Source organism: Micromonospora psammae, assembly GCF_036902725.1.
GTDB lineage: Bacteria > Actinomycetota > Actinomycetes > Mycobacteriales > Micromonosporaceae > Micromonospora.
Genome location: NZ_JBAKHM010000002.1, coordinates 227,102 through 248,173, shown reverse-complemented (window position 1 = coordinate 248,173; position 21,072 = coordinate 227,102). Strand labels below are relative to the sequence as shown.

At 74.6% G+C, this 21,072-nt stretch carries 22 protein-coding genes; 7 read left to right on the top strand and 15 right to left on the bottom strand.

Annotation, left to right across the window (positions count from 1 at the left end; all coding sequences use genetic code 11):
• Positions 1-275 precede the first annotated feature (275 nt).
• A complete protein-coding gene (locus tag V6U79_RS04485; RefSeq protein WP_334613583.1) occupies positions 276-1,682 on the top strand; it encodes a glycosyltransferase family 4 protein in 1,407 nt (468 codons plus the stop codon).
• A gap of 156 nt (positions 1,683-1,838) precedes the next feature.
• Here V6U79_RS04485 and V6U79_RS04480 read toward each other — a convergent pair whose 3' ends face one another.
• From V6U79_RS04480 to V6U79_RS04465, 4 genes are all read right to left on the bottom strand, one after another.
• Positions 1,839-3,122 carry a citrate synthase gene (locus V6U79_RS04480; RefSeq protein WP_334525938.1) on the bottom strand — a complete coding sequence of 428 codons (1,284 nt, stop codon included), beginning with the start codon at positions 3,120-3,122 and terminating at the stop codon, positions 1,839-1,841.
• A gap of 230 nt (positions 3,123-3,352) precedes the next feature.
• A complete protein-coding gene (locus V6U79_RS04475; RefSeq protein ID WP_442933743.1) occupies positions 3,353-5,398 on the bottom strand; it encodes a sulfatase-like hydrolase/transferase in 2,046 nt (681 codons plus the stop codon).
• Complete coding sequence (locus tag V6U79_RS04470) at positions 5,391-6,812, bottom strand: class I SAM-dependent methyltransferase (protein ID WP_334613582.1); 1,422 nt, start codon at positions 6,810-6,812, stop codon at positions 5,391-5,393. Before V6U79_RS04470 ends, V6U79_RS04475 begins: the two co-directional genes overlap by 8 nt.
• Before the next feature lie 17 nt (positions 6,813-6,829).
• The gene (locus tag V6U79_RS04465; RefSeq protein WP_334613858.1) at positions 6,830-7,024 is read right to left on the bottom strand and encodes a hypothetical protein; all 195 of its coding nucleotides are present in this window, start codon (positions 7,022-7,024) and stop codon (positions 6,830-6,832) included.
• Between the two features lie 193 nt (positions 7,025-7,217).
• On the opposite strand from V6U79_RS04465, the gene V6U79_RS04460 reads away from it, so the two are divergent.
• The gene (locus V6U79_RS04460) at positions 7,218-7,616 is read left to right on the top strand and encodes a VOC family protein (protein WP_334613581.1); all 399 of its coding nucleotides are present in this window, start codon (positions 7,218-7,220) and stop codon (positions 7,614-7,616) included.
• Between the two features lie 550 nt (positions 7,617-8,166).
• On the opposite strand, the gene V6U79_RS04455 is transcribed toward V6U79_RS04460, so the two are convergent.
• The 4 genes from V6U79_RS04455 to V6U79_RS04440 all read right to left on the bottom strand — a co-directional run bounded on the left by V6U79_RS04455 (position 8,167) and on the right by V6U79_RS04440 (position 11,429).
• Positions 8,167-8,847, bottom strand: a complete 681-nt coding sequence (locus V6U79_RS04455) for a helix-turn-helix domain-containing protein (RefSeq protein ID WP_334525928.1) — start codon at positions 8,845-8,847, stop codon at positions 8,167-8,169.
• Positions 8,848-8,883: 36 nt separating this feature from the next.
• Positions 8,884-10,389 (bottom strand): sensor histidine kinase, encoded by a 1,506-nt coding sequence (locus V6U79_RS04450; protein WP_334613580.1) that lies wholly within the window; start codon positions 10,387-10,389, stop codon positions 8,884-8,886.
• A complete protein-coding gene (locus V6U79_RS04445; protein WP_334525921.1) occupies positions 10,367-11,113 on the bottom strand; it encodes a response regulator transcription factor in 747 nt (248 codons plus the stop codon). Before V6U79_RS04445 ends, V6U79_RS04450 begins: the two co-directional genes overlap by 23 nt.
• 82 nt (positions 11,114-11,195) lie before the next feature.
• On the bottom strand, positions 11,196-11,429 hold the full coding sequence (locus V6U79_RS04440; RefSeq protein WP_334525918.1) for a DUF8847 domain-containing protein: 234 nt from the start codon (positions 11,427-11,429) through the stop codon (positions 11,196-11,198).
• A 188-nt stretch (positions 11,430-11,617) separates the two neighbouring features.
• Between V6U79_RS04440 and V6U79_RS04435 the strand changes: the two genes are divergently transcribed.
• A complete protein-coding gene (locus V6U79_RS04435; protein WP_334525915.1) occupies positions 11,618-12,568 on the top strand; it encodes a serine/threonine-protein kinase in 951 nt (316 codons plus the stop codon).
• 59 nt (positions 12,569-12,627) lie between these two features.
• On the top strand, positions 12,628-13,053 hold the full coding sequence (locus tag V6U79_RS04430; protein ID WP_334525912.1) for an OsmC family protein: 426 nt from the start codon (positions 12,628-12,630) through the stop codon (positions 13,051-13,053).
• Between the two features lie 9 nt (positions 13,054-13,062).
• Here the strand turns inward: V6U79_RS04430 and V6U79_RS04425 are convergent, their stop codons facing one another.
• Positions 13,063-14,013 carry an endonuclease/exonuclease/phosphatase family protein gene (locus V6U79_RS04425; RefSeq protein WP_334613578.1) on the bottom strand — a complete coding sequence of 317 codons (951 nt, stop codon included), beginning with the start codon at positions 14,011-14,013 and terminating at the stop codon, positions 13,063-13,065.
• 323 nt (positions 14,014-14,336) lie between these two features.
• Between V6U79_RS04425 and V6U79_RS04420 the strand changes: the two genes are divergently transcribed.
• Positions 14,337-15,173 carry a hypothetical protein gene (locus tag V6U79_RS04420; RefSeq protein ID WP_334613576.1) on the top strand — a complete coding sequence of 279 codons (837 nt, stop codon included), beginning with the start codon at positions 14,337-14,339 and terminating at the stop codon, positions 15,171-15,173.
• A 13-nt stretch (positions 15,174-15,186) separates the two neighbouring features.
• Here V6U79_RS04420 and V6U79_RS04415 read toward each other — a convergent pair whose 3' ends face one another.
• From V6U79_RS04415 to V6U79_RS04395, 5 genes are all read right to left on the bottom strand, one after another.
• Positions 15,187-15,732: an ATPase gene (locus tag V6U79_RS04415; RefSeq protein ID WP_334525904.1), complete on the bottom strand. Its 546-nt coding sequence runs from the start codon at positions 15,730-15,732 to the stop codon at positions 15,187-15,189.
• A gap of 108 nt (positions 15,733-15,840) precedes the next feature.
• A complete protein-coding gene (locus V6U79_RS04410; protein ID WP_334525901.1) occupies positions 15,841-16,287 on the bottom strand; it encodes a response regulator in 447 nt (148 codons plus the stop codon).
• Positions 16,288-16,359: 72 nt separating this feature from the next.
• Complete coding sequence (locus V6U79_RS04405; protein WP_334525898.1) at positions 16,360-16,707, bottom strand: STAS domain-containing protein; 348 nt, start codon at positions 16,705-16,707, stop codon at positions 16,360-16,362.
• An 87-nt stretch (positions 16,708-16,794) separates the two neighbouring features.
• A complete protein-coding gene (locus V6U79_RS04400) occupies positions 16,795-17,844 on the bottom strand; it encodes a cobalamin B12-binding domain-containing protein (RefSeq protein ID WP_334613575.1) in 1,050 nt (349 codons plus the stop codon).
• Complete coding sequence (locus V6U79_RS04395) at positions 17,841-19,631, bottom strand: PP2C family protein-serine/threonine phosphatase (protein WP_442933742.1); 1,791 nt, start codon at positions 19,629-19,631, stop codon at positions 17,841-17,843. The genes V6U79_RS04400 and V6U79_RS04395 overlap by 4 nt, the downstream gene beginning before the upstream one ends.
• A gap of 235 nt (positions 19,632-19,866) precedes the next feature.
• Here V6U79_RS04395 and V6U79_RS04390 point away from each other — a divergent pair, with 235 nt between their 5' ends.
• Positions 19,867-20,226, top strand: a complete 360-nt coding sequence (locus V6U79_RS04390; RefSeq protein ID WP_334613574.1) for an STAS domain-containing protein — start codon at positions 19,867-19,869, stop codon at positions 20,224-20,226.
• Between the two features lie 43 nt (positions 20,227-20,269).
• Positions 20,270-20,614, top strand: coding sequence for an STAS domain-containing protein (locus V6U79_RS04385; protein ID WP_334525886.1), 345 nt, complete (start codon positions 20,270-20,272; stop codon positions 20,612-20,614).
• Positions 20,615-20,712: 98 nt separating this feature from the next.
• Here V6U79_RS04385 and V6U79_RS04380 read toward each other — a convergent pair whose 3' ends face one another.
• Positions 20,713-21,027, bottom strand: a complete 315-nt coding sequence (locus V6U79_RS04380) for a hypothetical protein (protein WP_334525883.1) — start codon at positions 21,025-21,027, stop codon at positions 20,713-20,715.
• Positions 21,028-21,072 lie beyond the last annotated feature (45 nt).

The following is a 21,072-nucleotide window of genomic DNA, read 5'->3' as shown; positions in this document are numbered from 1 at the left end:
GGACCGCCGATGCGCACGCCGCTAATGCCCCGTCCCCGCAGCGGCCAATCCACCCGTTCGGGCCACACCCGATATCCACCCAACTGAGTTTGGGTGAACCTTTGGGTGTCCTCCGTCACGATAGGCGTTTTCGAGATGCGCCGGGCCGCGCGATGCCCTTTCCTTGATGCGGACGCACCCGCGCGGGCGCGTCCACTCGGCCACTCGGCCCCTACCACCACCTTTTCGCCGCCACCGCTGCCGGCGCGACCCATCGTGCATGGACGGAGATAGATGTGACCACCCTGCGGGTCGGCGAGCAGATCCCGAGCGCCGTGGACCGGAACTGCCGGCCCACCCCCACCTCCCGACCCCACGTCCCGCAGCAGGGCGGCGGCGCCGGGGTGCCCCCGCAGACCCGCCGCATCCTGATGCTCTCCTGGGAGTACCCGCCGGTGCTCGTCGGCGGACTCGGCCGGCACGTGCACGCGCTGTCCGTCGCCCTCGCCGCCGCCGGCCACGAGGTCACCGTGGTCACCCGGCACACCGAGGGCGCCCCGCTGGAGGAGTACGCCGACGGGGTGCGCGTCGTCCGCGCCGCCGAGGACCCGGTCGCCTTCCCGCTGGCCACCGACTCGTTGCTGGCCTGGACGATGGCCTTCAACCACACCCTGACCCGGGCCGCCCTGCGCGCCGCCGAGTCCGGCTCGTACGACGTCATCCACGCCCACGACTGGCTGGTCGCGCACACCGCGATGACCCTGCGCGAGCACCTGGACGTGCCGCTGGTCAGCACCATCCACGCCACCGAGGCCGGCCGCCACCAGGGCTGGCTGCCCGAGGAGATGAACCGGACCATCCACGGCGTCGAGCAGTGGCTCGCCGGCGAGTCCGGCCGGGTCATCGTCTGCTCCGGCTACATGCGCGACGAGGTGGGCGCGCTGTTCGGGGTGCCCGCCGCGCGGGTCGACGTGGTGCCCAACGGCGTCGAGCCGCACCGCTGGAAGGTGCCCGCCGCGGTGGTGGCCTCGGCCCGCGCCCGGTTCGCCGGGGACGGCCCGCTGGTCACGTTCGCCGGCCGGCTGGTCTACGAGAAGGGCGTGCAGCACCTGCTCGCCGGCCTGCCCCGACTGCGCGAGCGGCACCCCGGGCTGCGCGCGGTGATCGTCGGCGACGGGCCGTACCGGTCGGCGCTGGAGGCCGAGGTGCACCGGCTCGGACTGGGCGGCTCGGTGAGCATGCCCGGCTTCCTCGGCGGCACCGACCTGCCGGCGGTCATGGCCGCCTCCGACTGCTTCGCGGTGCCCAGCATCTACGAGCCGTTCGGCATGGTGGCGCTGGAGGGCGCCGCGGCCGGCGCGCCGCTCGCCGTGGCCCGCACCGGCGGACTCGCCGAGATCGTGGAGCCGGGCGTCACCGGGATGACCTTCGCCCCGCAGGACCCGGACGGCCTCACCGAGGCGGTGCACGCCCTGCTGTCGGACCGGGACCGCGCCCGGGCACTCGCCCGCCGGGCCCGCACCATGGTCCACGAGCGGTACGGCTGGGCGGCGATCGCCTCCCGCACCGCCGCCGCGTACGCCGCCGCCATCGCCGGTGACGCCACCTTCACCGCCGCCCGAGCCGAGGAGCGGATGACCCGGGGCCGGGCCCTTCCCGCCCTGCCCTCCGGCAACCTCCTGGCCGCCGTCGGCCTCCGCTGACTCCCTCCGCTCACCACCCCTTGAAGCTGCGGTTCGTCCCTTCGCGTCCGACACGTCGGGACCACCACTGCGTGATCGGCAAGGGCCTGGGATGCGGAAAGGCCGCCGACCCCTCCTGGGGGCCGGCGGCCTTCGTCGTGCGGGGTGACCGGGAGGTCAGCGCTGGTCGGCGGGGAGGTAGTCCCGCTCGGCGGCGCCGGTGTAGATCTGCCGCGGCCGGCCGATCTTGGTCTCCGGGTCGTTGATCATCTCGCGCCACTGGGCGATCCAGCCGGGGAGCCGACCCAGCGCGAAGAGCACCGTGAACATCTTGGTCGGGAAGCCCATGGCCTTGTAGATCAGGCCGGTGTAGAAGTCCACGTTCGGGTAGAGCCGGCGGGAGACGAAGAAGTCGTCGGCGAGGGCGATCTCCTCCAGCTGCATCGCGATGTCCAGCATCGGGTCCGGCTTGGCCATCCGGCCGAGCACGTCCTGGGCGGCCTTCTTCACGATGGCGGCGCGCGGGTCGTAGTTCTTGTAGACCCGGTGGCCGAAGCCCATCAGCTTCACGCCGTCCTGCTTGTCCTTCACCTTGCGGACGAAGGAGCGGACGTCACCGCCGTCGGCCTTGATCTTCTCCAGCATCTCCAGCACGGCCTGGTTGGCGCCGCCGTGCAGCGGACCGAAGAGGGCGTTCACGCCGGCCGAGACCGAGGCGAAGAGGTTGGCGTTGCTGGAGCCGACCAGCCGCACCGTGGAGGTCGAGCAGTTCTGCTCGTGGTCGGCGTGCAGGACGAAGAGCATGTCCAGCACCTTCGACATCACCGGGTCGACCTCGTACGGCTCCGCCGGGACGCCGAAGGTCATCCGCAGGAAGTTGTCCACGTACCCCAGCGAGTTGTCCGGGTACAGCAGCGGCTGCCCGATGGACTTCTTGTAGGCGTACGAGGCGATGGTGGGGACCTTCGCCATCAGCCGGATCGTCGACATCTCCACGTGGTCGGAGTCGAACGGGTCCAGGCTGTCCTGGTAGAAGGTGGAGATGGCGCTGACCGCCGAGGAGAGCACCGCCATCGGGTGCGCGTCGCGCGGGAAGCCGTCGAAGAACCGACGCATCTCCTCGTGCAGCAGCGAGTGCCGCCGGATCCGGTCGCTGAACTCGGTCAGCTGCTGCTGGGTGGGCAGCTCGCCGTAGATGAGCAGGTAGGAGACCTCCAGGAAGGAGGACTTCTCGGCCAGCTGCTCGATCGGGTAGCCGCGGTACCGCAGGATGCCGGCGTCGCCGTCGATGTAGGTGATCTCGGACGAACAGGACGCGGTGTTGACGAACCCGGGATCGTAGGTGGTCATCCCGGTTTCCTTCAGCAGCTTGCTCACCCCGATGCCCGCGGGGCCTTCGACCGCGTCGTGCACCGGCATCGAAAGCTGCCCACCGGGGTGATCGAGCTTGACTTCCGTCATGTGGTTCCTCGCTTCGCCGGCGAATCTTCGTTGAATTGCCTTCGCTTTTACCGTAATCGCGATGTCGGGGATACCGCCGCCCATGGTTCGGCGGTGAGGTATGCGTCACCCGATTCCCGACCCGAGGGCTCGGAAACCCTGTCCGGCGAAGGGTCGTCCGGCGACGCCGCGATACCGGGCTTGGGCTGGGAGCGCGCCCATCCGCAGGGGGCGGCGGGGCCGCCGCCGGGTCAGTCGAGCGCGAGGCGGCGCAGCGAGCCGTCGGTGGCGACCCGGTAGAGGTCCAGCCGGTTCGCGCCGGCGCGGAACAGGTGGTCGTCGGCGAGCAGGGCGGCGAAGCGGCGCCCCCCGCGGTCCCGGGGCACCACCGGCACGACCGCGCCGACCGTGCCGTTGACCGCGACCGCCAGCGTGGTGCCGTCCGGCACCTCCGCCGGCACCGTGCCCCAGACCAGGGCCGGCAGGTCGCCGGTGGCCGGGTCGACGGCCCGGAACGCGGCCAGGTTCGCCACCCGGGCGGTGCCGCCGGTGGGGACGTCGCCGACGGCGGTGCCGACCAGCGGATGCGGGACGGGATCCGGCGGGCGGGCCGGCACCCCGCCGCGCAGGGTCAGTGGCTGGCCCGGCCGGTCGAAGAAGGTCTTCTCGGCCCGTTGCCGGGGAGCCTGCGCGGCGGAGCGGCCGTCGGTCGCCCAGGGGATCCGGACGTGCACCGCGTCGGCGATGGTGGGCAGCAGGTCGACGTGCTCCCAGTTGCGGTCGTCGGTGCGGCCGGCGCGCTGCCCGGGCTCCTTGACGAACATCGGCACCCAGGCCACCTCGCCGGCGGCGTGGGTGAGCGCGTCCCGGCCCCGGCCCTGCCAGTCCCGGGTGAAGCTGACCCCGTGGTCGGCGGTGAGCAGGATCAGGGATTCGTCGTACAGGCCGGTGGCGCGCAGGGTCCGCAGCATCTCACCGACCAGCCGGTCGGTGTACCGCAGTTGGGCGAGGTGCCGGGCACGGGCCAGCTCGACCCAGCCGGGGCCGTCGTTGGGCAGGTCGGCCGGCGCGACGTAGCGGGCGCCCGAGGGCAGGTGGACCCAGGGCGCGTGCGGCATCAGCAGGTGCAGGAAGTGCAGCGTGGGTCGGTCCGACGGGCGCAGGCCGGCGAGGAAGCTGGTGAACCGGGCCGGTTGGTTCTCCTCGAGGTTGTCCCAGCGGAACTTCGGGTCGACCGGGACCGGCTCGGCGGCGTCCAGGCCCACCTCGGCGCGGGTGCGCTCCCGGTACGTCTGCTGCGGGTCGATCCGGCTCTCCACCGGGGCCGCCAGCTGGCCGAGCAGCCGGCCGCTCTCCCGCACCAGCACCCCGAGCCCCTGCTCCGGGCTGGTCGGCTGGTCGCAGCGGCTGGGTGGGCAGAGCCGGGTGATGCTCTCCTGGGCGCGGATGTCGTACAGGCCGCCGAGGGCGGTGAAGAGGTTGTCCGGATGCTGCGAGTAGTGCGGGGCGGACGCCTTGGCCGGGTAGCGGCCGGTGAGCATCGCCGGCAGCGCGTACGGGGTCCAGCCGCTCACCCCGGTGGCGTTGCGGTACCAGGTGGAGCCGGCGGCCAGCTCGGCGAAGTGCGGGTAGCGGGTGGCGTCGATCCGGCCGTCCGGGCCGAGCAGGGAGACCAGCGGCAGCTCGTCCAGGACGACCATGACCACCGGCGGGTGCGACCCCGGCCCGGCCACGCCGGCGGCGCCCCCGGCCGCGCGGGGCAGCACCACCGCCGAGGCGGGCGAGGCGACCAGGAAGAGGACGACGAAGACCGGCGGCCCGACGGCGGCGACCCGCAGCACCCGGCCGAGGGCCGGCCAGCGCCGGTGCGCGGCGGCACCGGCCGCGCCCGCCACGACCGCGACCAGCAGCAGGGGTACGCCCCGCAGCGGCGTGGTGTGCCGGCCGACCTGGACGGCCAGCGCGGCCAGCAGCAGCCCGAGCAGGGCGGTGTGCGTCGCCGCCCGGACCCGGGGGCCGGCCAGCCGGGTGGCCAGGCCGAGCAGGGTGACGGCCAGCGTGGGCAGGACCGCGATCATCGCCACCAGCAGCAGGATCTCCCCGGCGCCGGCCCGGTGGAAGAGGAAGAAGTCCGGGCTGCGTCCGAGCACGTCGAGCAGCGGTTGGGTGACCACCAGTCCGACCAGCGCGGCCACCTCCAGCAGCCGGCGCAGCTCGGCGTGGCGCTCGGCGCGCGGTACGGGGGCCGGGGCCTGCTGACGCAGCTGCGGTGGGGGTGTGCGGGTGCGTTCAGCCACCCACCACCGCCTCGTACAGCGTGCGGGTGCCCGACGGCAGGTCGGTGCGACGGTCGATCCGGCAGCGCGCCGCCAGCAGCCGCTCGAACTCCTCTCGGCGGTAGCGGGGGAAGAGCCCGTCCGGCTTGTTCGCCAGCAGCCGCCGCGCCATGGCGTCCTCCGGGTGGACGAACTCCACCACCAGCCGCCCGCCCGGCCGGGCGTACGCGACGAGCTGGTCGAGCACCGCCGGCAGCGGCACGTTGCACCCGATGGCCAGGTGGTGCACCACGGCGAGGGCGAGCACCACGTCGGCCCGGGCCCGGGCGGCGAAGCTGGCCCGTTCGACGCCCCGCCAGCCGCCGCCGGGCGACGGGTCGGCGAGGTCCATCACCAGCGGCAGGATCCGCCGTTCCCCGGCGTCGCGCAGCGCCCGGTAGAGGGTGTCCACCACGGCCGGGTCCTGCTCGACGGCGACCACCTGCGCGGCGTGCCGGGCGGCGATGCGGGCGTACCGGCCGTCGTTGGCGCCGAGGTCGAGCACGAGCCGGGGCGTCCCGGCGACGGCCAGCGCCGCCTCGACGAACCGTTCCTTCTCCGCCCGGTCCTGCGCGGTGTAGCCGCAGGTGCGCTGGTAGTCCACCCAGTGGCTGCCGTCGGCGCGCCGGTCCAGCCGCCGCACCAGCTTCTCGATGCCCCGTACGGTGGCCAGGGCCAGGTCCCGGGAGTAGCCGGCGGCCCGCAGTTGGGCCCGCACGTCGGCCGTGCTGGACCGGGCGTTGCGGGCCTGCATGGCGCCGTGCAGGTGCACGTGGGTGAGGACTCCGGGCAGCAGCCGGCGGGTACCGCCGAAGAGCCGGCGCATCTGGTCGGGCTCGATGCCGTCGACCCGGGCCCGCAGCCAGGGCTGGAAGTCCAGGCCCAGGTGGGCCTGGAGGAGCAGCGGATAGAGCAGGGTCTGGCAGAACTGGCGGTACCCGGCCCAGGGTTCGCCGTCGCGCGCCGGCTCGAAGGAGCCGACGTCGATGAAGACCGGGCCGGCGCCCCGCCACTGGAGGTTGTACGCCGAACCGTCCTTCAGGGTGAAGCCGGCGGGCAGCGCCCGGCGCAGGATCTCCAGGTGCAGCAGCGCCGCGTCTTGCAGCATGGTGAAGGACCACTCGTACGGGTGGGAGACGAACGGGATGCGTTCGTGGCGCAGCACGGTGGTCCAGCCGGTGTCGGGCAGCGTGGCCGGGTCGACCGGCGTGGTGCCGCAGACCTTTCCCTCGGCCAGCAGGGCGGTGAAGAAGTCGGCGGCGGACAGGGCCCGCCAGTCGGCGGCGGCCTGCCGGCCGAGCCCGCGCAACACCTGGTCGCCAGCGTGGAAGACCCGGTTGGCCGGGTCACGGAAGGAGCCGGGCTCGGCCCGGAGCCGGGCGTCGGAGGTCGTCATCGGCGGTCTGCGCCGGATCAGGTGTCGGCGGACTGGCGCTGCTGCTGGCCGCCCGGCGCGGCCCCGACCGGGTCGCTGGGCTGCCGGCGGAACCGGGTGACGAGGCGACGCCAGTAGAGCTTGGCGGCGACCGCCGCTCCCGCGGCCCCACCGACCACCGCCTGCACGATCAGGCTGCCGGATCCCGCGTCCAGGTAGGCCAGGTGCATCACCGACCGCTCCCTTCCCTCGCCGTCGTCGACCGGCCGTGAAACGGGGACCCTTATGCGGCTTTCGACCCGTTAAGCCGGACTTGTTCCTTTGACACCGTACGCCGCCGGGGCTGACCGTGCGGCCCACACGGCGACTGCGGCCTACGTCCGTTCCGTTCAAGACCGGTCCGCCCGGGCCGCCTACCGTGACGCCATGGCACCTCGCTTCGACCTCATCGGCATCGCGGTCACCGACATGGCCCGCAGCCTCGACTTCTACCGCCGCCTCGGGCTGGACATCCCGGCCGAGGCCGACTCCGAGGCCCACGTGGAGGTCACCCTGCCCGGGGGCCTCCGGCTGGCCTGGGACGACGTGGCGATGATCCGCACCTTCCACCCGCACTGGACGGCACCGACCGGCAGCCCCCGGACCGGTCTCGCCTTCCGCTGCGCGGACCCGGCCGAGGTGGACCGGACCTGGGCCGAGCTGACCGGGGCCGGCTTCCACGGCGAGCTGCCGCCGTGGGACGCCTTCTGGGGGCAGCGCTACGCGGTGCTGCACGACCCCGACGGCAACGGCGTCGACCTGTACGCCCCCCTCGACGCCGGGTGACGGCCGGTCACGGTGGCCGGGGGCGCGGCGCGGCGCGGCGGCGGGGTCGCCTGCGGCCGACCCTGCCCGCCCCGCACCGGACAGGCGGTGTCCGGCCTGCAGCCCCAAGCGGGCCTGCCAGGCAGGCGTTGCCAGGCAGGCGGCACCCGGACGGGCGCGGCCGGGCAGGGGCGCCGAATGGACGCTGCAGGACGCCGGTGCGGTCTCCGCCGGGCAGCGCGGGCGGAGGGTGCGGTCGTCCGGTGTTCGGCCTTTAGAGCTGATGACGTAGATGACTCATCCGTCGGTCTCCGCGCCCCGGTTGGGGTGGGCCCGCCTTGCCGACGGTCCGGCAGGCCCGTGATTCGTCTACGTCATCAGCTCTAAAGCGTCCACAACAGGTATCCGCCCCGGAGCGCAGCACCGTGGATCAGATCGCCGGGACGACCGGTGACGCCAGGGCCGGCAGGCAGGCACCCCGCCGACGGGTCAGCCGGCCGGCACCCAGCCAGCGGATCGGCCGGCCCGCACCACCCCGCCAGCGGATCGGCCGGCCCGCACCGCCGGGGGGTCAGCCGGCCAGCAGTTTGCTCGGCGGCACCCCGGCCAGCTCGCGGACGTCACGGGTCAGGTGCGCCTGGTCGGCGTAGCCGCTGCGGGCGGCCGCCTCGGCCAGCGGGACCCCGGCCCGGGCGAGGGCGACCGCGCGCCGCATCCGCAGGATCCGGGCGAGGGTCTTCGGGCCGTACCCGAAGAGGGCCAGGCTGCGCCGGTGCAGGGCGCGCGGGCCGAGGCCGACCTCGGCGGCGGTCGCGGTGACGGAGACGCCGGCGTCGAGGAGCGCGGCGACCCGCGACCCGAGCGGGTCGGGGCCGCCGGCGGCGCTGAGCCGGGCGGCGGCGACCGCCTCCAACGCCCCGGCGGTCGGGCGGTCACCCAGTCGCTCGGCGACCTCGTCGGCGGCCCGGCCCCAGAGCGCGTCCAGCGGGATCCGGCGGTCCCGCAGCTCCCCGGCGGGTACCCCGAAGACCGCCGGGCCGGTCCCCGGCGGCAGCCGCAGCCCCAGCCACCGCTCCCCCGGCGTGCCGGCGCTCACGTGGGCGGTGCGGTCCGGTCCGGCCACCAGCAGCCCGGACCGGCTGGACCAGAGCAGGTCCAGGCAGCCGTCGGGAAGCACCCGGACCGGCCCGCCGGTGCTGACGCTGGTCCAGAGCACGGCGCCCGGCAGGGCGGCGCGACGTTCCCGGTACACGCCGCCCAGCCTGCCACGCCCGGCGACCTTCACCCCTCACGGCCGTGCCTGCGCTGGGGGATCCGGCAGCCGCACGGTGAACACGGTGCGGCCGGGCCGGCTCTCCACCCGCACGGCGCCGTGGTGGGCCTCCACCACCGCCGCGACGATGGCCAGGCCGAGGCCGGTGCTGCCGTGTTCCCGCGAGCGCGAGCTGTCCCCCCGGGCGAACCGTTCGAAGACCTCGCCCTGCAACTCCGGTGGGACGCCAGGGCCGTCGTCGGTCACGCTGATCTCCACCCCGCCGGGCGCCCGGGCCAGGCGGGTGGTCACCGTCGTGCCGGGCGGGGTGTGCACCCGCGCGTTGGTCAGCAGGTTCGCCACCACCTGGTGCAGCCGGACGGCGTCGCCGGGCACGTCGAGCGCCTCGTCGGGCAGGTCGAGCTGCCACCGGTGCTCGGGGCCGGCGACGTGGGCGTCGCTGACCGCGTCGATGACCAACGCGGTGAGGTCGACCGGCTCTGCCACGAGCGGCCGGCCGGAGTCGAGCCGGGCGAGCAGCAGCAGGTCGTCGACGAGGCTGGTCATCCGGGTGCTCGCCGCCTCGACCCGGCGCAGCGCGTGCGCCACGTCCGGCGGCACCCGGTCCCGGCCGCGTCGGGCCACCTCGGCGTAGCCGCGGATCGCCGCCAGCGGGGTGCGCAGCTCGTGGCTGGCGTCGGCGACGAACTGGCGTACCCGGGTCTCGCTGGCCTGCCGGGCGGCGAGCGCGGCGGCGACGTGGCCCAGCATCCGGTTGAGCGCCGCCCCCACCTGGCCGACCTCGGTGCGGGGGTCGGTGTCCCCCGCCGGCACCCGCACCGACAGGGCCACCTCGCCCCGGTCCAGCGGGAGCTCGGCGACCCGGACGGCGGTGGCGGCGACCCGGTTCAGCGGGCGCAGGGTGGCCCGGACGATCAGCGCGCCCAGGCCGCCGGCGACGAGCAGGCCGGCGGTGGCGACGCCGGCCTGGGCGGCGATCATCCACCAGACCGTCTGCTGCACCCCGGCGAGAGGGATCGCGACGACGAGGACCTGTCCGTCGCCCATCTGCCGGGCCACCGCGCGGTAGTCGCCCCGGTCGCCGAGGTCGACGCCGCGCGGCCGGCCGTCGGTGGGCAGCCGGGTCAGTTCGGCCAGGTCGCCCACCGGCAGCGCCTCCGCGGGGCCGGTGGTGCTGCGGATCCGCGCGGAGACGACCTCGCCGTCGGCAGTCATCGCGGCGATCGAGTCCGGCGGGAAGCCGGGCGGGGGTTCCGGCGCCCACCGGTCGTCGGTCCACTGCCGCTCGGCGAACTGCCGGTACCAGGGCGGCGGGTCGCCCTGCCGGCGACCGCCGAGGGTGAGCTGGTTGTCGATCTGGGCGATGAGGAAGTGGCGCAGCGCCACCGTGGTCAGGCCGCCGATGGCGATGCTGACCAGGGCGAGCAGCGCCACCACCGCGGCGACCAGCCGGGTGCGCAGCGACCGGCGGGCCAGCCAGGACCGCAGCCGGCCGGCGTCAGTCCGCCGGCTTGAGGACATAGCCGGCCCCACGCAGCGTGTGGATCATCGGCGCCCGTCCCGCGTCGATCTTCTTGCGCAGGTACGAGATGTAGAGCTCGACCACGTTGGCCTGCCCGCCGAAGTCGTAGTTCCAGACCCGGTCGAGGATCTGCGCCTTGCTCAGCACCCGGCGCGGGTTGCGCATCAGGTAACGCAGCAGCTCGAACTCGGTCGCGGTGAGGGTGATCAGCTCGCTGCCGCGGCGCACCTCGTGGCTCTCCTCGTCCAGGCTGAGGTCGCCGACGGTGAGCACCGCGTCCTCCCGGGTGGCCACCGCGAAGCCGGAGCGGCGCAGCAGGGCGCGCAGCCGGGCGATGACCTCCTCCAGGCTGAACGGCTTGGTGACGTAGTCGTCGCCGCCGACGGTCAGCCCGGCGATGCGCTCCTCGACGGCGTCCCGGGCGGTCAGGAAGAGCACCGGCACCGTCGGGGCCTGCTCGCGCAGCCGGCGCAGCACCTGGAAGCCGTCCAGGTCGGGCAGCATCACGTCGAGCACCACCACGTCCGGCTGGAGCTGCCGGGCGGCGCTCAGCGCCGCCATCCCGCTGCCCGCGCTGCGCACCTGCCAGCCCTCGTAGCGCAGCGCCATGGAGAGCAGGTCGGTCAGCGTCGGCTCGTCGTCGACCACGAGCACCCGGACGGGCCCGCCGTCCGGACGGCGCAGCTCGATCCGGTTCTGCATGGTCTGCCCGTCGGTCACCATGCCCCCATCGTGGGCCTGCTCACTGTCGCCTGTCTGTGCGCCTCCTGTGTACCAGCTGTGGGCGACGGAGGGACCGGTCGGGCTACTCGCCGGCTCCCAGCGGGTAGGTGCGCACGAAGCGCATGGTCCACACCCCGGTGCCGTCCCGGCGGTCCCGGGCGTAGAGGTGGTCCGGCCCGGCCCCACCGGGCGGCGCGCCGCCGTCGGGATGGCGCATCACCCAGTGCGCGGGCGGGTCGCCGTCGGGGTCGGCCGGCACCGCCCGGACCAGGTCGTCGGCGGGCCCGCCGACGAAGCGTACGGTCACCTCGGCCATCCCCGTGCCCCTCCTCGCCGCTGTCCCGCCGGTGCGGGGCCGACCGGACGTCCTGGCTGGCAAGTTACCGCACCTCGGGCCCGCCCCGCGTCGACCGCTCCGGTTTGCCCTGATCGGAGGCCGGGTACCGCGTCGAAGGCGCCCGTGGCACACCGGGCGACGCCGACGACATGGACGGGAGCGGGTCGATGAGGACGCTGGCCGGGCGGTACGAGCTCGAGCAGCGCATCGGCATGGGCGGCATGTCGGAGGTGTGGCGCGCGCACGACGTGGTGCTGGACCGGCCGGTCGCGGTGAAGCTGATGTCCCCGGGGAACCAGGGCGAGGAGACCTCGGTGGAGCGGATCCGCACCGAGGCGCGCTCCGCCGCCCGGCTGGTGCACCCCAACGTGGCCAGCGTGCACGACTTCGGCACCGCGTCCACGTTGCCCGGACGCGAGGCGCCGTACATCGTGATGGAGCTGGCCGAGGGCGAGACGCTCGCCGAGCACCTGCGGGCCGGGCCGCTCGACTGGCGGATCGGGGTACGGGTCTGCGCCGAGGTGGCGGCGGCGCTGGCCGCCGCCCACGCGCACGGCATCGTGCATCGCGACGTCAAGCCGGCCAACGTCATGCTGACCCCGTCCGGGGTGAAGGTGCTGGACTTCGGCATCGCGACTCCGGCCGGCGCGCCCGACCACAGCCCCGAGGGGATGGTGCTGGGCACCCCGGCGTACCTGGCCCCGGAGCAGTTCGACCGGCAGCCGGCCACCCCGGCCGCCGACATGTACGCCCTCGGCGTGCTCCTCTACTACTGCCTCACCGGGCGGCTGCCGTACGCGGCCGGGACCACCGCCACCCAGCTGGTGGGTGCCCGCCGGCGGGTGACCCCGGAGCCGCTGCCGCCGGTCGACGGGCTGCCGCCGGAGGTGGCCGACCTGTGCCACCGCTGCCTGGACGAGGACCCGCTGCGCCGGCCGACCAGCCTGATGGCCGCGCTGCTGCTCGCCGAGGCGGTCGACGCCCGGGTGTACGTCCCGATGCTGGCGTCGGTGCCCCGGCAGCGCAGCGCACCAACCTCGCTGTGGACCGAACGGGCCGCCACCGAGGTGACGGAGGCGGTCGCCCTGGACGACTGGTCCCGCGCCGGCCCGGCCTGACCGGCGTTTCACCCGGTCGAGGTCGGGAACGCCAGCCGGTGAGTGACGGGAGGAACGCGATGCCGGATCCGAGTTCCTGGCTGAAAGAGGCCACCGCGACCGCTGCCGGCGGTCACGTACGCACCAAGGACGGTGGCCTGTCCACCGCGCTGGCGTCTCCGTTGGCGCCACACTGCACCGGGCTCAGGCCGGAGCAACTGCTCGCCGCCGCCTTCGCCTCCTGCCTGCACCACGCGGCGGTCGAGGCGGCCGGGGAGATCACCGATGAGGCGCACACGGTGCAGGTGACCGCCGAGGCGAGGTTGGGCCGGGACGAGGACGGCCGCTACCGGGCCGACGTGCACGCGTCCATCTCCTCCGCGGGGCTGAGCCGGGAACAGCTGGCCGACCTGGTGGAGCACGCCGACCGGCTCTGGCCCTTCTCCAGCGGCGACGCCAGCCGGCACCGGCTGACGGTCACCCCGGCGGAGAACGGTCGGCGCTGACCTTGCCGCCTACCAGCGGAAACCGGCGGTCACCGCACGGTGGTCGCTGTCCGGGGTGCGCAGCACCCCGGCGGTGGTCGGGGTGAGCCCCCGGTAGAGGACGTGGTCCGGCCGGGTCAGCGGCACCGGGGAGGGCCAGGTGAAACCGAAGCCCTGGCCGGCATCGGCCTGCGCGTCACGCAGCAGGTCGGTGAGCGGGCGGAAGACCCGGTCGGTGGTGGCGGTGTTGAGGTCGCCGAGGACCACCAGCCGGTCGGCGCGGTCGGCGCGGACCGTGCGGGCCAGCGAGCGCAGGCTGTCGTCGCGGGTGGCGGTGTCCCCCGCCCGGGCCGAGCCGAGGTGGGCGACGTAGACCACCAGGTCTCCGCGCGGGGTGGCGACGACGGCCCGCAGCGCCCTGGTCCAGCCGAGACCGGTGTCCACACCGGTGGAGTCCCGGATCGGGTACCGGCTCCAGAGCGCGACGGTGGAGACCGCGGCGCGGTGCGGGTAGCGCTCGCGCAGCCCGGGGGCGGCGGGACCGCCACCGTCGACCTCCTGCAAGCCGATGAGGTCGGCGCCGGCTTCCACCAGGGGGGTCAGGGTGGCGCCCGGGTCGGGGTTGCCGGCGCGCAGGTTCTGGCTGGCCACGCGGATTCCGGTGGGGCCCCCGCCGGTGGCCGGGGGGAGCCAGGCGCCGCCGTGGAGCAGGCCCCACGCGATGGTAGGCAGCAGGACGGCCAGCAGCGCGCGCCGGGAGCGGCGCAGCAGCGCGGCGAGGGCGAGCAGCGGCACGCCGAGGCCGAGCAGCGGGCTGGCGCTGTCCACGAGGCTGCCCAGGCCGTGCACGTTCGGTATGACGCGGTGACCGACCAGCAGCAGCGCGAGGAGCACGGCGAGCAGGACGACGACCAGTCCGCGCCGGTCACCGGAGCGGCCCGCGTCGGCGCGGGCGGGCTCGTCGGTCATGATCTCGGTCACCGTCCGCATCGTACCGAGCCGCTGGGTGGTGGGCGCCCGGGGCGCGATCCACCATGGTCGTCCGCCGCCCGGACGGGGAACCCCTCGGCGGTACGGCCACCGGCGCTCCACCGATCGGTGGAGGTGCCACCTCTCCCAACGAAGCGCGGCGCCCCGTCTCATTCGTTCCACCAAAAAGGATATAAAGGCAAAAAAAGTAATAGCGAGGACAATCCCTTTGATCATATGTCGGGGGGATATGGCCGCGCCGATCCGGGCAGATTGTGGCGCATGCCACCAATCACCCCGATGGCAACGAGCGGGAAGCTTTCTAGCCTCGGCGGGTGCATCCCGACAACTCCCCCGAACAGCAGCTGACCCCCGCCCACGCGGCCGCCCGTCCGGCCGATGCGGCATCGGGCGAACGGCGGATCGGCCGGCACCGCGCCCCGGAGCCACCCCGGCGCGCCCGCCGCGCCCGGCTGGCCTCGACCCCGGCGCGGGTCGCCCTGGCCTGCGGCGTGAGCTGCTGCCTGGGCCTGGTGGCGGTCGCCGGCGCGCAGGCGGGGGTGGGACAGCGCGCCGAGCCGGTCGGCGAGGCCCTGGCCGACCGGGCCACGGCGGAGCAGCGCGCCTCGCGTGCCCTGGACCGGGGCGCGTCGCCGCTGGCCGTGCCGGTGTCCCCCGTACCCACCGCCAGCCCGAGCCCGTCCGCCACCCGGAAGCCGCCCCGCCGGCCGGCGCGGCCCCGACCGGTCGCCGGCCTCACCCAGACCCAGATGGACAACGCCAAGGTGATCGTCGACGTCGGTGGCGACCTGGGCATGCCGAAGCGCGGCCTGGTGGTCGCCGTGGCCACCGCGATGCAGGAGAGCAACCTGCACAACCTCGCCAGCGACGTGCTGCCCGAGTCGTCCGACCACCCGCACCAGGGCAGCGGCGCCGACCACGACTCGCTCGGACTGTTCCAGCAGCGGCCGAGCAGCGGTTGGGGCACGGTGGCGCAGCTGATGCGCCCGGCGTACGCCGCCCGGGTGTTCTACGCCGCGCTCGCCGAGATCCCCGGCTGGCAGCGACTCAGCGTCACCGAAGCCGCCCAGGCGGTGCAGATCTCCGCCTACCCCGGCGCGTACGCCAAGCACGAGGCGCGCGCCACCCGGGTGGTCGAGGCGTTGCGCTGAGCCGGCCGCCGGCTCAGGCCACCCGGGTGCCCGGCTCCGGCCGCTCGACCGCCACCTCGTCGGCGCCGGCCGCGACCCGCGTCGCCGGGACCCCGCCGGGCGCCGCGGCCGCCGCGGTGGGGGTGTCCACCGCCACCGCCCCGTCGGCCGCCCCGGCGAGGATCTGGTCCACCCGGGCCTCCCGGCGCCGCCGCTCGTGCAGCGTCGCCTCGAACTCACGGCGGGCGCGGACGGCCTCCGCGTACACCCGCTCACGGACCAGGCGGGCCTCCTCGCGCGCCGCTTCCAGCTCACCGCGGGCCTGGGCGAGGAGTTTCGCCGCCTCCCGTTCGGTCTGCGCCGCCCGGGCGGCGGCGTCGTCACCGTCGACCGGCGCGCCCTGCCGGTCCACCAGGCCGCGGAGCACGCTGGCCTCCTGCCGGATCTGGTCCCAGTCCCGGCCGGCGCCGGCGGCGATCTCCGCGCGCCGCGCCAACCGGGTCAGTCGGACACCGAGCTCGTCGAGGCAGGAATCCACCTGCCGCTGGTCGTAGCCGGTTTCAACGACGGAGAACCTCATACTGTCGCCCCCCAGGCAGCTGGTACGTCTTTCCCCAACTCGATCCTCGCGGCTGCCGACCGCCGTCGAGGAGCTTCGGGAAAAATGTTCAGCAACTGAGGCGACGGCTCAGGTGCGCTTGGGCAGCACCACCACGCGGCCGAAGAACTCGTCGATGCGGCGCACCACGTCGTTGAAGTCGTCCAGGTCGATCGGCTTGGTCACGTACGCGTTGGCCTGGAGGGTGTAGCTGCCGACGATGTCGGTGTCGGCGTTCGAGGTGGTCAGCACGACGATCGGGATCGTACGCAGGTCCTCGTCCTGCTTGACCTCGCCGAGCACCTGACGGCCGTCCATCCGGGGCATGTTCAGGTCGAGCAGGATCACGTCGGGTCGCCGGGCCTCGGTGTGCCGGCCCACCCGGCGCAGGAACTCCATCGCCTCCTGGCCGTCGCTGACCACGTCGATGACCTTGTCGATCTCGGAGTCCGCGAGCGCCTCCTCGATCATCAGGACGTCGCCCGGGTCGTCGTCCACCACCAGGATGCGGACGGGGTTCGGCGTGCCTTGACCCATGGGGATTAATCCTGCCTCGTGTCGGCGAAGGGTGGACCGCGCGGTCACCCGTTGGCGGGGAAATCTAGTCGATCAACGACCGGACGACGATGCCGGGTCGGCGTGGTCCGGTTGGTAGATCAGCACGTCGGCCAGCCCGGTGACCTGGAGGACCCGGTCCACCCGACCGGTCGCGCCGGTCACCCGCAGCCACCCGCCATCGGCGGCGGCCCGGTTGTCCCCGCGGACGAACGCCGCGATGCCGGTCGAGTCGCAGAAGGTCAGGTCGCTGAGGTCCAGCAGCAGGCGTCGCACACCATCGGCGGCGAGCCGGTCGATCTCGTCGTTGAGCCGCCCGGCGGTGTTCAGGTCCAACTCGCCGGCGAGCAGCAGGCACACCCCGCCGTCGGCCCGCTCGGCCTGCGTGACGGTGAACGTCAACGTCGTCCCTCCCGCTCCACCGCAGGGCCGATCCTTGCAGTGGTGCAAGTATACGCAGGGGGTGGATCGGGGAGCGCGCCCCGGGGATCAGCGGTGGACGTCGCGGCGCAGGCCCGCGACCTCAGCTTCGCCGTCCGCCAGGAACCGCGCCGCGCGGGGAAAGTCGCGCAGCACCTGATGATAGTGGCCCAGGCTCCGGCCGACCGCGACCGCGGGCACCCCACGACTGGTCAGGATGGCCGCCAGCCACCCGACGAACTCGGTGAACAGGGAGCTGTCGTCGACGTAGAGCGCGGCGGCGAGGAAATCCACGATGTAACCGAGGTCGCTGACGGTGGAGTCGAGCTGCGCCGGGGTGTAGTCGTTGACCGCCGGCACCCGCTCCCGCAGGTCCGCCAGGGCGGAGTCGATCAGCTCGCCGCGCCGCTTGACCAGGCTGGCGTACTCGTCGTCGGCCAGGTGCGGCAGGTCCGCCGGCCGGACCCGGCGCAACGCCCGCTCGTCGGCGACCAGGTCGGCTGCGGCGGGGGCGTTCGGCGCCCAGGCCACCCCGAGCCGGCGCGCCCACCGGCCGTCGACGCCGAACCCGCGACCCCCCACGACCACGGGTACGTCGGAGCGGCGGCAGGCCTCGATCATGCGGTGCGCGTGCGGCAGCCGCATCGGCAGCGCGCAGGCCAGCGCGACCGCGTGCGCGTCGTGCCGGTGCAGGTACGACACCAGATGGGCGGCGGGCACGCTCGCCCCGAGGAAGGTCACCTGCCACCCGCGCAGCCGCAGCACCTCGGCCACCAGTCGGGGCGGCAGGGCGTGCCACTCGCCGTCCATGCAGGCCACCACCACCCGCCCGCGGGTGGGCCGCGGGTTGACGTGCGCGGCGACGGCCGCCACCACCCGCTCGCTGATGTGCGTCGCGGCGTGCTCCTGGGCGACGCTCCACTCGTTGCGCGCCCACCGCTCGCCCACCTCGGTCTGCGCCGGCGCCACCAGGTCGAGCAGCACCCGCTCCGCCGGCACACCGGCGTCGAGCAGCCGGACGGCGACGTCGACGGCCGCGTACTCGTCGGCGTCGGCCAGGGCCGCCAGGAAGGCGTGGTACGCCTGGGCCGCGTCGGTCTCGGTGGTCGGGGCGGTCACGATCGGATCTCCGTCTCCTCAGCCGGCCGACCCGGGGTGGGCACGGCGTGCAGGTGTCGCGGCGGACGACCGCCGTGGCCGGTGGCCCGCAAGGCGAGCACCGCGATGTCGTCGTGGTCGCCCTGGGCGAGCCAGTCGCAGGTGACCTGCTCGACCCGCTCGGCCAGGGCCGGCGCTGGCACCCGGTGGCAATCGGTGACCGCGTGGACCAGCCGTTCGGGGCCGAACTGCTCGTCGCCGCGCCGGCCGCCCCGCGCCTCGGTCACCCCGTCGCTGTAGAGCAGGCAGGTCTCGCCCGGTGCGAGGCGTACCGTCGCCTCGCCGATCCGCGGGTCCGGCACCACGCCGATCAGCATGCCGCTCAGCGGCACCGTCTCGACCTCGCCGGAGTTGCGCAGCACCAGCGGCGGCAGGTGACCGCCGCCGGCCATGGTCAGGGTCAGGCCGCCGTCGCGCTGCGGGCGCACCACGCCGAGCACCATGGTGGCGAAGCGGCCCTGGCCGTGCGCCTGGGTGGTCTCCAACAGGGCGTCGTTGAGGAGCTTGAGCAGGCGCGCGGGGTGCGACTCCACCCGGTGCAGCGCCTGCAGGCACTGGCGCAACTGCCCGGTGAAGACCGCCGCCTCCACGCCCTTGCCGGAGACGTCACCGAGGAAGAACACCGATCCGCCGTCGGGCAGCCGGTGCGAGCCGTAGAAGTCGCCGCCGATGCGCAGGCTCGCCTGCGCCGGCCGGTACGCCGTACCCCACTGGACGCCGGAGACCGTCACCGGCTCGACCGGCAGCAGGCTCGCCTGGAGGGTGTCGGCCACCTCGGCCTGGTCCCGGTAGAGCATGGCGGTGGTGAGCGCCGCGCCGGCCCGGGCGGCGAAGGCCCGCACCAGGTCGACGTCGTGGGAGTCGTACCAGCGGGTGGAGCGCCGGGCGACCAGCAGCACACCGGCCGGGGTGTCCCGGCCGGGCAGCGGCACCACCCGGGCGGTGATCTCGTGGCTCCCCAGCCCGGGCAGCCAGCCGGCCTCCACGGCCTGCTCGACCAGCCAGTCCACCGCGTGCGGCTCGGCGCCGGAGAGCCCCTCGGCGATCGCCGAGGGCAGCGCCGTCGCGGAGAGCATCCCGCTGTCCACCGCGGGCGCATCGTCGTCGGCGCGGGTGGCCCGCCACCAGCGGGCCCGGCCGGAACGGGGGGCGAGCACCAGGACCGCGACCTCGGCCAGGGTGGGGACGGCCAGGCGGACCACCGCGGCGGCGGCCCGGTCGGGGTGCAGCGGGTTGCCGAGCTTCTCGCCGACGACCGCGAGGAAGGCCGAGCGGGCCCGCTCGGCGAGCAGCGCGTCGGCGCCGCTGACGCTGTCGGTGACGTCCTCGACGTAGCGGCAGCTGCGGGCGCCGGAGAGCGGGACGCGGCGGACCCGCAGCCGGCGGCCGCGGTGGCTGAACCCGGCGGAGTCGCCGTCGGCGGCCAGCTCGCCGATGCCCGCCGCGGCGAGGGGCCGGCCGGGCACCACCTCGGGTAGCAGCCGCTCGGCGACCGGGCTGAGGTGACGTACGACGCCGTCGGCGTCGCAGACGACCAGGCCCTCACGGAAGTGTTCGACGACCTCCGACCAGTCGGGCTCGGGGCGACCTTGGTCGGGGGCCAGTGGCGGCAGCGCGGCGGAGGGCCGGCCGGCGGCGTCGGACGACCACGCCGGAACTCGTGCGGCACTCGGGGTGGAGATCCGTCCGTCGCCCGGGTCCGATCCCCTGACGTCGGCGGCAGTCACCAGCTGAGCCCCACTCCTCATGTCGACACCCGCGCTGCGGCGGAAACGGTCGCTGTGTTCCAATCCCTTCGCCCCACCCTACGCCGGTGTGCCGGTACCGCCACCCCACGCCCGGACCGGTGACCGTCCTCGCGCCCCGAGCGGGTTGCGGTGGGGGTTGTTACGATCCCGAAAAGTCCCTGCCCGACCGGCAGCCCTGCGGAAAGGCGTGATCGTGGTGCCTCACGGGAGGAAGCCGGAGCTGAATCCGCTGAGCATGGCCGTCGATCGGTCGGACCCGGCGACGCCGGTCATCTTCGTCGGCGGCGACCTCGCGTTCACCACCTCGGGTCCGCTGCGCGACGAGGTCGACCGGGCGCTGGCCGAGCGTCCCCCGGTCATCGTGCTGGACTTCGCCGAGCTGCTCTTCATCGACAGCACCGGCCTGTCCGTGATCGTGCACGCCTGGCGTGAGGGGCAGCAGACCGGCACCGCCATCCGGCTGCGCTCCACGCCGCGGTTCCTGGACACCATCCTCGACATGACCGGGGTCATCGGTCTGCTCGACCGTCCGCCGCCCCGCCGGCACTCCGGTCACCCCGGGGCGGATGCCGTCCGGCCGGCCGCCTCCGCCTGAACCCCGAGGTGTCCCCGCCGCGCCGGGCTGGAAACATGTACCCATGCCCTCCCAGCTGCTGATCATCGAGGTGACCCGGCTCGACGCCGGGCGCGCCCGGCTTCGGCTGACCGGTGAGCTCGACTTCGACACCGCGCCGGAGCTGGTCGCGGCCGCCGTGCAGGCCCGGGCGGACGGCTACCAGGAGCTGGAGATCGACCTGGGCGGCGTCGGGCTGTGCGACTCGTCCGGGCTGAGCGCCTTCGTGGTGATCAGCCGGGCCGGGATCGGCCCGGTCCGGTTGACCGGCGTCAACCCGCACCTGCAACAGATGCTGGACCGCACCGGGCTGGCCGAACTGCTCGCCGTCGGCCGCGCCGGCGCCGAGGACGCTCGCGCCACCGGCTGAGCCACCCCGCTGGCGCCGACGCCAACGCGGCCGGCCTGAGCCACCCGACGGGGTGGCCCCCGACCCTGGGACCAGGGGTCGGGGGCCGGGAGGAGGGTCTAGGTGGCCACGACCGGTTGCAGCCGGGGCCCGGTCGCGCGCAGGTCGGCCGGTGACGGCGGTTCGGCGTCGTCCGGGGCGCCGGAATCGGGCGTCTGGAACAGGTAGCGGACGAACTCCCCACCCGCCTCGTTGTCGTCCGCTCCCGGCCACTGTCCGGCGCAGTCCACCCCGACCACCTCGCGGCTCGCGCCGTCGGCCTCCTCGACCAGCGCCCAGAGGCTCACCGGGTAGCACCGGGTCTCCTGCGGGGCGACCTGCCACCGGGCGTACCAGCCCGGACGGGCCGGGACGATCTCGACGATCCTCTTCATGACGACCTTCCCTTCCGCGTGCCTCGGAAGAATTCCGGTCCGACC